Origin of the sequence: Yersinia ruckeri ATCC 29473 (assembly GCF_000754815.1) — a bacterium.
Taxonomy (GTDB): Bacteria; Pseudomonadota; Gammaproteobacteria; order Enterobacterales; family Enterobacteriaceae; genus Yersinia; species Yersinia ruckeri.
Window position 1 is genome coordinate 2,116,702 of the sequence record NZ_KN150747.1, and the last position, 14,503, is coordinate 2,131,204.

Consider the following 14,503-nt stretch of genomic DNA (forward strand, 5'->3'; position numbering starts at 1 on the left):
GGTTATCTTTATAACTACTTGGTAAGCGGTGAGTTACTCTGTTTACGCCAGTAAGATTCCTTCTAACAATCTTTTATTTTTAACTACAAGCACAGGACTAGCATGCTCGATCCCAATATGCTGCGCAATGAGCTAGACGCAGTCGCAGAAAAACTTGCTCGCAGAGGTTTTAAACTGGATGTTGATACATTGCGCGCGCAAGAAGCCCGCCGCAAGGTTTTACAAACTGAAACAGAAAGTCTGCAAGCAGAGCGTAATTCGCGATCGAAAATGATCGGTGCGGCAAAAGCTCGTGGTGAAGATATCGAGCCATTGCGTCTTGAAGTCAATACGCTGGGTGACAAGTTGGATGCCGCTAAAGCGGAACTGGAAACGCTGCAAAACGAAATCCGTGATTTGGCGCTTTCTATTCCTAACTTGCCAGACGATTCGGTGCCGATAGGTAAAGATGAAAACGATAACCTGGAAGTGAGCCGCTGGGGTCAACCGCAGCAGTATGATTTCGACGTTCGTGATCATGTGTCTCTGGGGGAAATGGCCGCTGGTCTGGATTTCGCTGCTGGCGTCAAACTGACCGGTGCACGTTTTGTCGTGATGAAAGGGCAAATTGCTCGCATGCATCGCGCATTGGCGCAGTTCATGTTGGATTTGCATACCGAAAAGCACGGTTATCTGGAAACTTACGTCCCTTATCTGGTTAACCATGCAACGCTGTATGGTACTGGGCAATTACCTAAGTTCGGTGGCGACCTGTTCCATACCAAACCACTGGATGAAGAATCAGCCAGCAGCAACTATGCGCTGATTCCAACCGCCGAAGTCCCGGTTACCAACTTGGTGCGAGACGAGATTCTGGAAGAAGAATCCCTGCCATTGAAGATGACTGCCCATACTCCGTGCTTCCGCTCTGAAGCCGGTTCTTATGGCCGTGACACTCGTGGTTTGATTCGTATGCACCAGTTCGACAAAGTTGAACTGGTACAAATCGTGCGTCCGGAAGATTCCACAGAAGCTCTGGAAGAACTGACTGGGCATGCAGAGAAAGTGCTGCAATTGCTGGGATTGCCTTATCGTAAAATGTTGCTGTGTACTGGCGATATGGGATTCGGTTCACGTAAAACCTACGATCTGGAAGTGTGGCTGCCTGCGCAGAATACCTACCGTGAAATCTCTTCATGCTCCAACATGTGGGATTTCCAGTCGCGCCGTATGCAAGCTCGCTGCCGCAGCAAAACCGATAATAAACCACGTCTGGTTCATACCTTGAATGGTTCTGGTCTGGCGGTTGGCCGTACTTTGGTCGCCGTACTGGAAAACTATCAGCAGGCTGATGGTCGAATTAAAGTGCCAGAAGTGTTGCGTTCATATATGGGCGGCTTGGAATTTATCGGCGGTTAAGCCATAGTTTTCACTCGTTAGATGGTAAAAAGCCTCGAAATACGAGGCTTTTTTATGTCTTCAGAAAAATGTGACTGTTCCATGTCAGACCAATATTTTTCGGTTATTACCTTGTAGATCAAGGAGAAGCGATGTTGATATCGATTCTTGTTTTTTAATTTATACGCATTGATAAACTTCGGTAGCATATCGTGCTATTGCATCCCTCAGGATCATTGACTTTTTTATCGCCAGTGGCATGATGCGCTCACTTTTTATCGCGCCAACGGTCCTCGTTCCATTATGTCCGCATACACTCGCCCAGTGCTATTACTGCTCTGTGGGCTTTTGCTATTTACAGTTTCAATCGCGGTATTAAATACATTAGTACCACTTTGGCTTACACATCAGACTCTACCAGTATGGCAAGTGGGTATAGTCAGTTCGTCTTATTTCAGCGGGAATTTGGCGGGAACTCTGATTGCAGGACGTCTTATTCAACTGTGCGGCTTTAATCGTAGCTACCACTATTCCTGCCTGTTGTTTGCCGTCGCTACCTGCGGACTCATGCTATCAGTGGACTTTTGGAGTTGGCTCAGTTGGCGCTTTTTTGCCGGTGTGGCTTGCGCGCTGATTTGGGTGATTGTTGAAAGCGCCTTATTGCGGAGTGGAACACCCACTAATCGCGGTCAGCTTTTGGCTGCTTATATGACAGTCTACTATTTGGGTACCGTCGGCGGTCAACTGCTATTAGGTCTGGTTTCAACGCAGTTGGTCAGCGTGATCCCGTGGGTTAGTGCATTAGTGATTACTGCCATGTTGCCATTGTTGTTTGCTCACTTCGCCAATCAATCGGCTGAAACCACTCATGTGAAGGTTTGGCCGATGTTTAAGCGCCGTAGCGCCCGGTTGGGGATCAACGGCTGCATTATCTCAGGTATTGTGCTGGGTTCGCTCTACGGGTTGATGCCACTATATTTATCCCATCAAGGGATGAGTGATGCCAACGTGGGATGGTGGATGGCGCTGCTGGTGAGCTCGGGCATTATTGGACAATGGCCAGTAGGACGCATGGCTGATCGCTATGGTCGTCTGCTAGTACTGCGTATTCAGGTCTTTGTGGTGATTCTGGGTAGTGTTGCCATGCTGAGTCACGCAGCTATGGCTCCAGCGCTGTTTATTCTTGGTGCGGCCGGTTTTACGCTCTATCCAGTGGCTATGGCGTGGGCGTGTGAAAAAGCCAGTTCCGATGAGTTGGTCGCCATGAATCAGGCATTATTAATGAGTTACACGATGGGGAGTTTGGCTGGGCCAACGATGACGTCAATGTTGATGCAGCATTTTTCCGACAATTTATTATTTGTGATGATCGCGGCAGTGGCCTTGGTCTATCTGATGATGCTGCTGAAAAAACCGGATCAACAACATACGCCTTTTGCAGCGGTGTAACGCTCTCTGCCAGCCGGTTGCGAAATTCCGACTGGCAGAATAAACGATAAGTCAGTAAATCACTTTGTGACCGTAACTTTCCAGTATACCTTTCACTCGATCCATAATTTCCTTGGATGGTGGCTTAACGCCGTCCAGTTTATATTCTTCGCCCATGGCTACCCATTTATGCTTGCCTAACTCATGATAAGGCAGTAATTCGATTTTCTCGATGTTAGTCATATTCTGAGTGAATTCGCCCAGCATATGGGCGGATTTATCGTCATCTGACCAACCCGGAACCACCACATAGCGAATCCAGGTTTTTTGGTTACGTTTGGCCAGATAGCGGGCAAATTCCAGCGTACGGTGATTGGATACACCCACCAGATTCTGGTGGATGGCGTCATCCATTTGTTTCAAATCCAGCATCACCAGATCGGTTTCGTCCAACAGTTCATCAATCACTGGGTCATAACGACGCACAAAACCGTTGGTATCCAGACAAGTGTGAATGCCTTCTTTGTGGCAGGCACGGAACCAGTCACGCACAAATTCAGCCTGCAAAATAGCTTCACCGCCGGATGCGGTTACTCCACCGCCGGATGCATTCATAAAGTGGCGATAGGTCACGGCTTCCTTAACCAACTCCTCAACGGTGACCTCTTTACCGCCGTGGGTATCCCAGGTATCACGGTTGTGACAGTACAGGCAACGCATGAGGCAACCCTGGAAGAAAACGATAAATCGAATACCAGGGCCATCAACGGTGCCACAGGATTCGAATGAGTGAATGCGACCAAGTACAGACATTGCAGGGGTTCTCCAAATTGACCGATCAATGGCAGTCGAAAACAACATCATGTCGACAAAGCAGAAGAGAAGGGGCGCCCTTGGCAACTCAGTGATTCGGGCGATCACATAGTGAGTTGGCACTACTGCTGCCGACATGATGTCGGATAAAACTGTTTTGCCGGACACCCACGCGAGGGAGATGGCTGGCAAAACAGACTTTCTGGCCAGTACGTCGTGCTGTGGCTGATAAAGACTGATGGTTTTGATAAGTAAAGGCCCCACAGTCGTGGAGCCTTTAAGTTTATACCCTTAGGACTTGAAGCAACAGAGGGCGCTACGTTTACTTGCCCGAATCACTGACCTGAGTCAGTTCATCGGGGTTCGTTTGTTGGCTACCGGCCTGTCATCCCAGGTTCTTTGCGTATATGCCATTTTACGTAGGCAGGAGATTAAATCGACTGGGTGAAAGTACGAGTAATCACATCCTGCTGTTGTTCTTTGGTCAAGGCGTTGAAGCGAACAGCGTAACCGGATACACGGATAGTCAACTGCGGATATTTCTCCGGGTTTTCCATCGCGTCTAACAGCATTTCACGGTTCATCACGTTCACGTTCAGGTGTTGACCACCTTCGATGGACGCTTCGTGATGGAAGTAACCATCCATCAGACCCGCCAGGTTAGCTTTACGCACTTCATCATCTTTACCCAAAGCGTTTGGTACGATAGAGAAGGTATAAGAGATACCATCTTTCGCATAGGCAAACGGCAGTTTGGCAACCGAAGTCAGAGAGGCAACAGCACCTTTCTGGTCACGACCGTGCATTGGGTTAGCGCCTGGGCCAAATGGTGCGCCAGCGCGACGACCGTCTGGAGTATTACCGGTTTTCTTACCATAAACCACGTTAGAGGTAATAGTCAGAACGGATTGAGTCGGTACCGCGTTACGGTAGGTACGCAGCTTCTGAATTTTCTTCATGAAGCGCTCAACCAAGTCACAGGCAATATCATCTACGCGAGAATCGTTGTTACCGAATTGTGGATATTCGCCTTCGATGTTGAAATCGACAGCCAAACCATCTTCATCACGAATAGTTGAGACTTTCGCGTATTTGATCGCAGACAGGGAATCGGCAGCAACGGACAGACCGGCGATACCACAAGCCATGGTGCGATACACATCACGGTCATGCAGAGCCATCAGCGCAGCTTCGTAGCTGTACTTGTCATGCATGTAGTGAATGATGTTCAGCGAAGTCACGTATTGTTTAGCCAACCAATCCATAAAGTGATCCATGCGTTCCATGACTTTGTCATAGTCCAGCACATCATCCATCATTGGGGCTTCTTTCGGGCCTACCTGAATTTTCAGTTTTTCATCAACGCCGCCGTTGATTGCGTACAACATGGTTTTCGCCAGGTTGGCACGGGCACCGAAGAACTGCATTTGCTTACCGACGATCATCGGGCTAACGCAACAGGCGATGGCATAGTCATCGTTGTTGAAGTCAGGACGCATCAAATCATCGTTTTCATACTGTACAGATGAGGTATCGATAGAAACTTTCGCTGCGAACTTCTTGAAGTTCAAAGGCAGTTTCTCAGACCACAGAATGGTCATGTTCGGCTCTGGAGAAGGCCCCATGGTGTACAGCGTGTTCAGGAAGCGGAAACTGGTTTTGGTCACCAGAGTACGGCCATCAACGCCCATACCAGCCAGAGACTCGGTTGCCCAGATTGGGTCACCAGAGAACAGCTCATCGTATTCAGGGGTACGCAGGAAGCGAACCATACGCAGTTTCATTACCAGATGGTCAATCAACTCTTGCGCTTCGATTTCGGTCAGTTTGCCGGCTTTCATGTCGCGTTCAATGTACACGTCAAGGAAGGTAGACACGCGACCGAAGGACATGGCAGCACCGTTCTGGGATTTCACTGCGGCCAGGTAGCCGAAGTAAGTCCACTGTACTGCTTCACGGGCGTTAGTTGCAGGACCGGAGATATCGCAGCCGTATTTGGCCGCCATTTCTTTGATCTGGGCCAGAGCACGATGCTGTTCAGCAATTTCTTCGCGCAATTGGATAGTCATCTCCAGATCTTCGCCGTTTTCCAGACGAGATTGCAGAGAATTGAACTGAGCCAGTTTGTCTTTCATCAGGAAGTCGATACCGTACACGGCTACGCGACGGTAGTCACCGATGATACGGCCACGGCCATAGGCATCGGGCAAACCAGTCAGGATACCTGACTTACGGCAGTTCAGAATGTCTTTAGTGTAAACATCGAATACGCCCTGGTTATGGGTTTTGCGGTATTCGGTGAATACTTTTTTCAGTTGCGGATCCAGCTCACGACCGTAAACTTTGCAAGAGTTGTCAACCATTTTGATGCCGCCGAATGGAATCAGGGCGCGTTTCAATGGTGCTTCAGTCTGCAAACCAACGATGGTTTCCAAATCTTTGCTAATGTAACCAGCATCGTGGGAAATGATAGTTGCTACGACGTCGGTATCGAAATCAACTGGCGCATGAGTGCGGTTTTCCAGTTTGATGCCTTCCATGACCTTTGCCCACAGCGAGTCAGTCGCTTTGGTAGAGCCAGCAAGGAAGGATTCGTCACCTTCGTACGGGGTGTAGTTCTTCTGGATGAAGTCACGAACGTTTACTGCGTTCTGCCAGTCACCCTCGGTAAAACCTTGCCATGCGTTGGCCAATTTTTCATTAAGTTCGGTCATAATGCATCTACCTTTTAATGTGAATTTCTTCGTAAACCAGACGTAGCGGCCACACTTTAGTGTTGCTGGTCACCGCGCAGATAAATGACCCAATAAGTTAACCCTACCAATAATCCGCCACCAATGATGTTACCAATGGTTACAGGAATAAGGTTATCGATAACAAAGTTACTTACGGTCAGATTAGCAAATTGCTCAGGTGTTGCTCCTACGGCTTGCCAAAACTCAGGCGATGCGAAATTTTTAATCACAATACCCATAGGAATCATAAACATATTAGCGATGCTATGCTCGAATCCGCTGGCGACAAACATGCCGACCGGTAGAATCATCGCGAACATTTTGTCCATAATGGTACGGCCGGAGTAACTCATCCATACCGCTAAACACACCATCAGGTTAGCCAAAATGCCCAAACATACCGCTTGAATAAAAGTATGGTGCAATTTGTGATCTGCAGTTTGCAGAACATTCATGCCCCATTGACCATTGGCCACCATATATTGACCGGCAAACCAGATAAGGCCAACAAAGAATAATGCACCCACCAGGTTGCCGATATACACATTAGCCCAATTAGCGGCCAATTGACGCCAGGTAATGCGGCCGCTGGCTTTGGCTACGGTAGTTAATACGGTTGAAGTGAATAAATCACCGCCGCATACCACAACCAACATCAAACCCAGTGAAAAGCAGATACCACCAACCAGTTTTGCCAAGCCAAAAGGGACAGCAGCAGTTCCGGTGGTCGCCGTAATATAAAAAACGAAAGCGATTGAAATAAATACGCCTGCGGTAATTGCCAAATAGAAAGTTTTTATCGGATGTTTAGTGGCTTTGTAGACACCGGCATCCTCGGCTACTTTCGCCATTGCCGCGGGTAGTAATGCATCGAAGGGGTTGTCAGCTTTCACACTAACTCTCTCTTTAGGGTTAATAAAGCACAACGAGATACTAGCAAAGCAGTATAGCGTGAAAATTGACGTGGATCATAAGGGGCGACTTTAGTTGGCTATAAATACCTATAAAACACAGGGATAATTCACTTATCATTATGAAAGTAAAGAAGAAAAAATATTTTAAGATTTGCAAATTTTTTTGATTACGTATCCGGAATGGACAGGAAAAGGTTAACAAATAGCGCTATTTGTAGATTATTCACACCAACGCGGTTATTAAAAATTAACTATTTTTTTACTTCCGCACTGAGGCTGCTGTTTGACTGAATTTTGCTTGCCTAAAAATGCGATTTTAAACAAAAGAGTCGGTTGATCTTTTTACCATAAAATTAAATTAATCGTTGGGAATTTCTGTAGTTAAATGATCAATGCTGCAGGGAAGCTAAATAGCGAGTTAAGCTGAATCGATAAAAACAGCGATCCGTTAGGATCGCCGTGGGTGTCAGATAAAACGCAAACGTGTAAAAACGCGCGTTATACCGTTTTCTTCCAATAGCGACGTTTGGCGACTTGCAGTTTTTCATAAGCCCCCAGTAACGCCTGGTGGGCCGGTAAGGCTTTCAAATCAGCGTCAACGCTAAACAGGCCATAGAACCGCTCTTCACCACACAATACAGCCGATGCGGCATCAACGGCATCTTGACCGTACATTTTCATAAAAGCAGCGTGATATTGGACTGGATCGCGTTCTGGCTCTTGCGTCAATAACAGCAAGGTCTGTAGGCAACGGTAATAATTTGCTTGTTTGGGAGTCAATACCGAGGCGTTGAAATCCTGTGTCCATTCTACCCAGATCAATGCCTGCTCCAGGTCACCACCCGCCAGCGCCAGCATCGATTTCAACTCACCAACCCGCAGGGTATACCAACCGTTGTCTTTACCGGAGGCAATACCGAGCAGTTCACGTACTCGGGCAAAATCATCCAGACCTTCATCATCCAGTCGTTCGATAAGCGCCAGATACTCTTCTGGCTTCCAGTCACTATCGGGTAATGACAGCAGCGTTTCCCGCAGATGCATCCCCATCGTGTTGTTCGCCATCAGCAGATCTTCAGCCGGATAGATGTCAGACATGCCCGGTACCAGAATACGGCAGGCGTAAACGCCCAAATGCTCGTAATCCGCGATATACACTTCAGCATTTTCCTGTTGGAAGATCGCCATCAGCGTGGCGAATTCTTCTTCGGTGGTGTCGCTGAAGTTCCAATCGACGAACGGATAGTCCGCATCCTGTTTGAACATATCCCAACTGATTAAACCGCTGGAATCGATAAAGTGGGTTTCTAGATTAGTATGCTCAGCCACTTCTTCGTCATCAAAAGTCGGGGCGGTGAAAACGTCCAGATCTTTCAGACTACGGCCTTGCAGCAGCTCGGTAACGGTACGCTCAAGAGCGACGCCAAAATCTGGGTGCGCGCCGAACGAAGCAAAACAGGTCCCATTGGCCGGATTGAACAACACCACACAGATAACCGGGTATGTGCCGCCCAAAGAGGCATCATAAGAAAGGATAGGGAAACCTTCCTCTTCCAGTTTTGCAATGGCTTCAACCACGCCAGGATAGCGATTCAGCACTTCTAGCGGGATTTCTGGCAGGCTGATGGACTCGGCAATAATGCGGTTTTTCACATAACGCTCGAAAACCTCCGACAAACCTTGCACCCGCGCTTCATTGGCGGTGTTCCCTGCAGACATACCATTTGAAACATAAAGGTTTCCTATAATATTCATAGGAATATATACTGTTTTCAGATCAGACTGACGGGTGAATGGCAGGGAGCAAATCCCACGTTCTCCGTTGCCTGACTGTAAATCCACCAGGTCGTTGGCATCCAGCTCGTGATCCGGATTATAAAAATCATGTAGACGGGCATCCAAAATGCCTTGTGGCAAGGAGCCATCAGCAGGAATAGGGAACCACTTCTCATTCGGGTAATGAACGAATTCGCCATTGGCGATTTTTTTACCTAGATAAAAATCAGCGAAGAAATAATTAGTTGATAAACGCTCAAAATATTCACCCAGAGCGGAGGCCAGTGCGGCTTTCTTACTTGCGCCTTTGCCGTTGGTAAAACACAACGGACAGTCGCGGTCACGGATATGCACTGACCAAACATGAGGAACCGGATTGAGCCAGGAGGCTTCTTCGATATTAAAACCGAGGTCGCTCAATTTTTGCTGAAAACGGGAGATGGAGTCTTCCAGCGCAGCGTCTTTGCCAGGGATAAAAGTTTGCGTCATGTTCTTCACTTTTTGACCGTACTAAAAACGCGCAATCATACGGGGTTTTGGCCGATAGCTCCACGAATTCCTAAAGCACAATAAATGTCACAGTTTTTATATGGATATACCGGATAATTCATTTTTTATAAAAAAGGGAAGTTACAAATGAAGTCTTTAAAATTAACCGTGTTGGCAGGGGTTTTGGCAGGAATTAGCGGTTCGGCTTTCGCCATACCGAATATTACGTTATTAGCTACTGGTGGGACTATTGCTGGTGGTGGTGATTCGGCAACAAAATCCAATTATACCGCAGGAAAAATCGGTGTAGACGCCTTGGTTAATGCAGTACCGGAAATTAAAAATATTGCCAATGTGCAGGGTGAGCAACTGGTTAATATCGGTTCGCAAGACATGAATGATGATGTCTGGTTGAAACTGGCGAAGAAAATTAATGCTGATTGCGCAAAAACTGATGGCTTCGTCATTACCCACGGTACAGATACTCTGGAAGAGACAGCTTATTTCCTCGACCTTACAGTTCAGTGTGAAAAACCTGTCGTGGTGGTGGGGGCAATGCGCCCAGCCACCGCAATGGGTGCCGATGGCCCACTGAATCTGTATAACGCAGTGGTAATTGCCAGTGATCCGCAGTCGGCCAAACGTGGTGTACTGGTCGCGATGAACGATATCATTCTGGATGCGCGTGATGTGACCAAAACCAACACTACATCGGTACAAACCTTCCAGGCACCAAACACCGGCACCGTTGGTTTGATCCACGATGGCAAGGTGAGTTATCTGCAAGCCAGCAAACATAAAAAGACATCTTTCGATGTGAGTAAACTGACTAACTTACCGAAGGTCGGTATTGTGTATAACTATGCAAATGCCTCAGATCTGCCAGCTAAAGCCTTTATTGCCGATGGTTATCAAGGCATCGTCAGTGCCGGTGTGGGTAATGGCAATATGTATCACAGCATTTTCGACACGCTGGCTAGCGCTGCTCATAACGGTGTTGCGGTAGTCCGCTCTTCCCGCGTGCCAACGGGCTCTACCACGCAAGATGCCGAAGTTGATGATGCTAAATACGGCTTTGTCGCTTCTGGCTTGCTCAACCCGCAAAAATCCAGAGTCTTGCTGCAATTGGCTCTGACGCAAACTAAAAATCCGCAAGAAATCCAACAAATGTTCCTGACTCACTAAGTCGAACATTGGATTTGCCGGGGGCAGTTGCCTGCCCCCAATTCCCCTTTCTGATAGATATTCAGCGCTCAAAGCGAACTGTAAACCTGCATCCGTAGCACCTAATGGGAAAATTCAGTCATCTATCACGTTACCGGGTCATGGGTGGCTGATTTTCGGTGATTAATTCTGCACAAGAGGCTAAATATCACAGGGACGATGGTCACTGTGCGAGACACTTTCGTTTTCTTGGATGAATAAGCGTTGCAGCCGTTGGATGCGAATGATAAAACCGAGGTATGGGTTAAAACGATAATTATCTCAGTGAAAGCGGTGAGGGGAAATGACACAGGTTTACAATTTTAGCGCTGGCCCGGCAATGCTACCAGTGGAAGTATTGCGTCGCGCACAACAGGAATTGTGTAATTGGCATGGTTTAGGCTCATCGGTGATGGAGATCAGCCATCGCAGCGAAGAGTTTATTCAGGTAGCCAAAGAGTCCGAACAGGATCTGCGGGATCTGTTAAATATTCCAGATAATTACAAAGTCTTGTTCTGCCACGGCGGCGCTCGCGCGCAATTTGCGGCTGTCCCACAAAATTTACTGGGTGACAACACCCACGCTGATTATATTGATGGCGGCTATTGGGCACATAGCGCCATTACCGAAGCGCTAAAATTTTGCACGCCAAATGTAATTGATATTAAAACAAAAATTGATGGTCAGACGGGTGTTTTGCCGATGAATCAGTGGGCGCTGAACGATAACGCCGCTTATGTTCACTATTGCCCCAACGAAACCATTGATGGCGTAGCTATCCATGAAGAACCTGATTTTGGTAACAAAATTGTCGTCGCCGATTTTTCCTCATCGATCCTTTCACGTCCGATTGATGTCAGTCGCTATGGCGTGATTTATGCGGGTGCGCAGAAAAATATCGGACCGGCTGGGGTGACGCTGGTTATCGTACGTGAAGATCTGTTGGGGAAAGCACATCAGGACTTGCCTTCTATCTTGGATTATCAGGTATTGGCAAAAAATGACTCGATGTTCAATACCCCGCCGACCTTTGCCTGGTACCTTTCCGGTATGGTATTCAAGTGGCTGAAAGAGCAGGGTGGTTTGGTCGAAATGGAAAAACGCAACCGTGCGAAGGCTGAGTTGTTATATGCGGCTATAGACAGTAGTGATTTCTATTGTAACCAAGTGGCTCCTGCCTATCGTTCGTGGATGAATATTCCGTTCCAATTGGCCAATCCGGCGCTGGATGAGGTGTTCCTGAGCGAAGCCGAAGCTCAAGGACTGGAAGCTTTGAAAGGTCACCGGGTTGCCGGTGGGATGCGCGCGTCGATCTATAATGCCATGCCAATAGACGGCGTTAAAGCGCTGACCGACTTTATGGCTGATTTTGAGCGTCGTCACGCTTAACGCTAAAGTTAATGTCCTAACCCTGTTTACTACGCCTTAAAATAACCCCGGCATGTCCGGGGTTGTTGATGAATAAAAGACTGGAGAGTGTTTTTCCCATGCTGGAATCCCTGACGTTACAACCCATCGCGCTGATCAATGGCACCGTGAACCTTCCTGGCTCGAAAAGTGTGTCCAACCGTGCTTTACTTTTGGCAGCCTTGGCTGAGGGGACAACCCGGTTACACAACCTGCTAGACAGTGATGACATTCGCCATATGCTCAATGCGCTGAAATCGCTGGGTGTCAATTACCGTTTGTCTGCTGATCGTACCCAATGTGACGTTGACGGTTTGGGTGGGCCACTGGTCGCAGACAAAACGCTGGAATTATTCCTCGGCAATGCTGGCACGGCCATGCGCCCATTGGCGGCGGCACTGTGCTTGGGGAACAGTGATATCGTGCTGACCGGCGAAGAGCGGATGAAAGAGCGCCCGATCGGTCATTTGGTTGACGCTTTGCGTCAGGGCGGCGCACAGATTGATTATCTGGAACAGGAAAATTATCCGCCATTGCGTATTCGCGGCGGTTTCCGCGGTGGTGAACTGACGGTGGACGGCAGTGTCTCCAGCCAGTTCCTGACCGCGTTGCTGATGGCGGCACCACTGGCAACACAGGACACGCATATCCGTATTCAGGGCGATCTGGTGTCCAGGCCGTATATTGATATTACCCTGCATCTGATGCGCAGTTTTGGTGTTGAAGTGACACACCAAAATTACCAAGTATTCCATATTCAGGGGGGGCAAACCTACCATTCACCGGGTGAGTATCTGGTGGAGGGGGATGCTTCCTCTGCGTCTTATTTTCTCGCCGCAGCAGCAATCAAAGGCGGAACGGTTCGCGTGACTGGCATTGGTAAGAAAAGCGTTCAGGGCGATACCAAATTTGCTGATGTACTGGAAAAAATGGGCGCCATCATCCATTGGGGCGATGACTATATCGAATGCAGCCGTGGTGAGCTGCGCGGTATCGATATGGATATGAACCATATTCCCGATGCGGCCATGACCATTGCCACTGCCGCGCTGTTTGCCAAAGGGCCGACCATTATTCGCAATATCTATAACTGGCGAGTAAAAGAGACTGACCGTTTATCGGCAATGGCGACCGAACTTAGAAAAGTTGGCGCAGAAGTGGAAGAAGGCCAAGATTATATTCGTGTCGTCCCACCTGCGCACCTGATCGCGGCGGAAATTGGTACTTATAACGATCACCGGATGGCGATGTGCTTCTCGCTGGTGGCGTTATCTGATACGCCAGTGACTATTCTCGATCCAAAATGCACGGCCAAAACCTTCCCGGACTATTTCGAGCAACTTGCTCGTTTAAGTGTGCTGGCGTAATACCTTGGCTGAATGATGAGTGAGGTTTATTCGCGGATACCTTTAGACACTCAGTTATCAATTTTATGAATATTCTCAGCGCGAGGTATAAACCTCTTCTACACTGATTAAACAGGGTGTGCTTTTATTTTGAGCAACTGAACCTTGTAGGGTAACAGTTCTCGCAGATGCGGCGTATAATGTCGCACCTGTGTTTGCCCGCTTGGGTAGACAAGAGGTTTTGCCTACCGAAAGGAGAGATAAATGACGGTAATAGCCCCGGTGATAACCGTTGATGGGCCTAGTGGTGCAGGCAAAGGCACGCTTTGTAAAGCACTGGCAGAAACGCTGAACTGGCGTTTACTGGATTCTGGTGCGATTTACCGGGTTTTAGCCTTGGCAGCGATACACCATCAGGTCGACATCAGCACCGAAGAGGCATTGGTTCCACTTGCCGCCCATCTCGATGTTCGTTTTGTCGCACAAAATGGTGAATTACGCGTTATTCTTGAAGGTGAGGATGTCAGTAACGCCATCCGCACAGAAAATGTAGGTAATACGGCTTCTCAGGCTGCTGCGTTCCCGCGAGTCCGTGAAGCGCTGCTACGTCGGCAACGTGCATTCCGTGAAGCTCCGGGGCTGATTGCTGATGGTAGAGATATGGGAACGGTTGTATTTCCCGATGCGCCGGTGAAGATATTTCTTGATGCCAGTTCGGAAGAACGCGCACACAGACGCATGCTACAGTTGCAGGAAAAGGGCTTTAATGTTAACTTTGAACGTCTTTTAGCCGAGATACAGGAGCGAGATGATCGCGATCGTAATCGGTCTATAGCGCCATTGGTACCCGCAGCTGATGCTTTAATACTGGACTCAACCAGTATGTCCATTGAGCAGGTTATTGAAAAAGCGCTGGCGTATGCCCAAAAAGTTTTAGCGTTGCCGTCGTGTTAATAACGTCAGCGTAGCAAGAACCAAGCCCCGAATAACTTGTTATTAAAGGGCAAATTAACC

General features: G+C 48.1%; 10 protein-coding genes. 6 read left to right on the forward strand and 4 right to left on the reverse strand.

Features of this window, described 5'->3' with window-relative positions:
- Positions 1 to 102 precede the first annotated feature (102 nt).
- Together serS and DJ39_RS09440 are read left to right on the forward strand one after the other, a co-directional pair.
- The gene (gene serS / locus DJ39_RS09435) at positions 103 to 1,398 is read left to right on the forward strand and encodes a serine--tRNA ligase (protein WP_004717344.1); all 1,296 of its coding nucleotides are present in this window, start codon (positions 103 to 105) and stop codon (positions 1,396 to 1,398) included.
- Between the two features lie 282 nt (positions 1,399 to 1,680).
- Positions 1,681 to 2,826, forward strand: coding sequence for an MFS transporter (locus tag DJ39_RS09440; protein ID WP_038241517.1), 1,146 nt, complete (start codon positions 1,681 to 1,683; stop codon positions 2,824 to 2,826).
- A gap of 51 nt (positions 2,827 to 2,877) precedes the next feature.
- Here DJ39_RS09440 and pflA read toward each other — a convergent pair whose 3' ends face one another.
- The 4 genes from pflA to ycaO form a co-directional block, all read right to left on the reverse strand.
- The gene (gene pflA, locus DJ39_RS09445) at positions 2,878 to 3,618 is read right to left on the reverse strand and encodes a pyruvate formate lyase 1-activating protein (protein ID WP_038241519.1); all 741 of its coding nucleotides are present in this window, start codon (positions 3,616 to 3,618) and stop codon (positions 2,878 to 2,880) included.
- 431 nt (positions 3,619 to 4,049) lie between these two features.
- A complete protein-coding gene (gene pflB, locus DJ39_RS09450; RefSeq protein WP_004717350.1) occupies positions 4,050 to 6,332 on the reverse strand; it encodes a formate C-acetyltransferase in 2,283 nt (760 codons plus the stop codon).
- Between the two features lie 56 nt (positions 6,333 to 6,388).
- Positions 6,389 to 7,246: a formate transporter FocA gene (gene focA, locus DJ39_RS09455; RefSeq protein ID WP_004717352.1), complete on the reverse strand. Its 858-nt coding sequence runs from the start codon at positions 7,244 to 7,246 to the stop codon at positions 6,389 to 6,391.
- Positions 7,247 to 7,765: 519 nt separating this feature from the next.
- Positions 7,766 to 9,532, reverse strand: a complete 1,767-nt coding sequence (gene ycaO / locus DJ39_RS09460) for a 30S ribosomal protein S12 methylthiotransferase accessory factor YcaO (RefSeq protein WP_038251325.1) — start codon at positions 9,530 to 9,532, stop codon at positions 7,766 to 7,768.
- A gap of 147 nt (positions 9,533 to 9,679) precedes the next feature.
- Here ycaO and ansB point away from each other — a divergent pair, with 147 nt between their 5' ends.
- The 4 genes from ansB to cmk all read left to right on the forward strand — a co-directional run bounded on the left by ansB (position 9,680) and on the right by cmk (position 14,443).
- Positions 9,680 to 10,717 (forward strand): L-asparaginase 2, encoded by a 1,038-nt coding sequence (ansB, locus tag DJ39_RS09465; RefSeq protein ID WP_004717356.1) that lies wholly within the window; start codon positions 9,680 to 9,682, stop codon positions 10,715 to 10,717.
- Positions 10,718 to 11,039: 322 nt separating this feature from the next.
- Positions 11,040 to 12,125: a 3-phosphoserine/phosphohydroxythreonine transaminase gene (gene serC / locus DJ39_RS09470; protein ID WP_004717357.1), complete on the forward strand. Its 1,086-nt coding sequence runs from the start codon at positions 11,040 to 11,042 to the stop codon at positions 12,123 to 12,125.
- Positions 12,126 to 12,223: 98 nt separating this feature from the next.
- A complete protein-coding gene (gene aroA / locus DJ39_RS09475; protein ID WP_038241524.1) occupies positions 12,224 to 13,510 on the forward strand; it encodes a 3-phosphoshikimate 1-carboxyvinyltransferase in 1,287 nt (428 codons plus the stop codon).
- Between the two features lie 243 nt (positions 13,511 to 13,753).
- Positions 13,754 to 14,443, forward strand: a complete 690-nt coding sequence (gene cmk, locus DJ39_RS09480) for a (d)CMP kinase (RefSeq protein WP_004717361.1) — start codon at positions 13,754 to 13,756, stop codon at positions 14,441 to 14,443.
- Positions 14,444 to 14,503 lie beyond the last annotated feature (60 nt).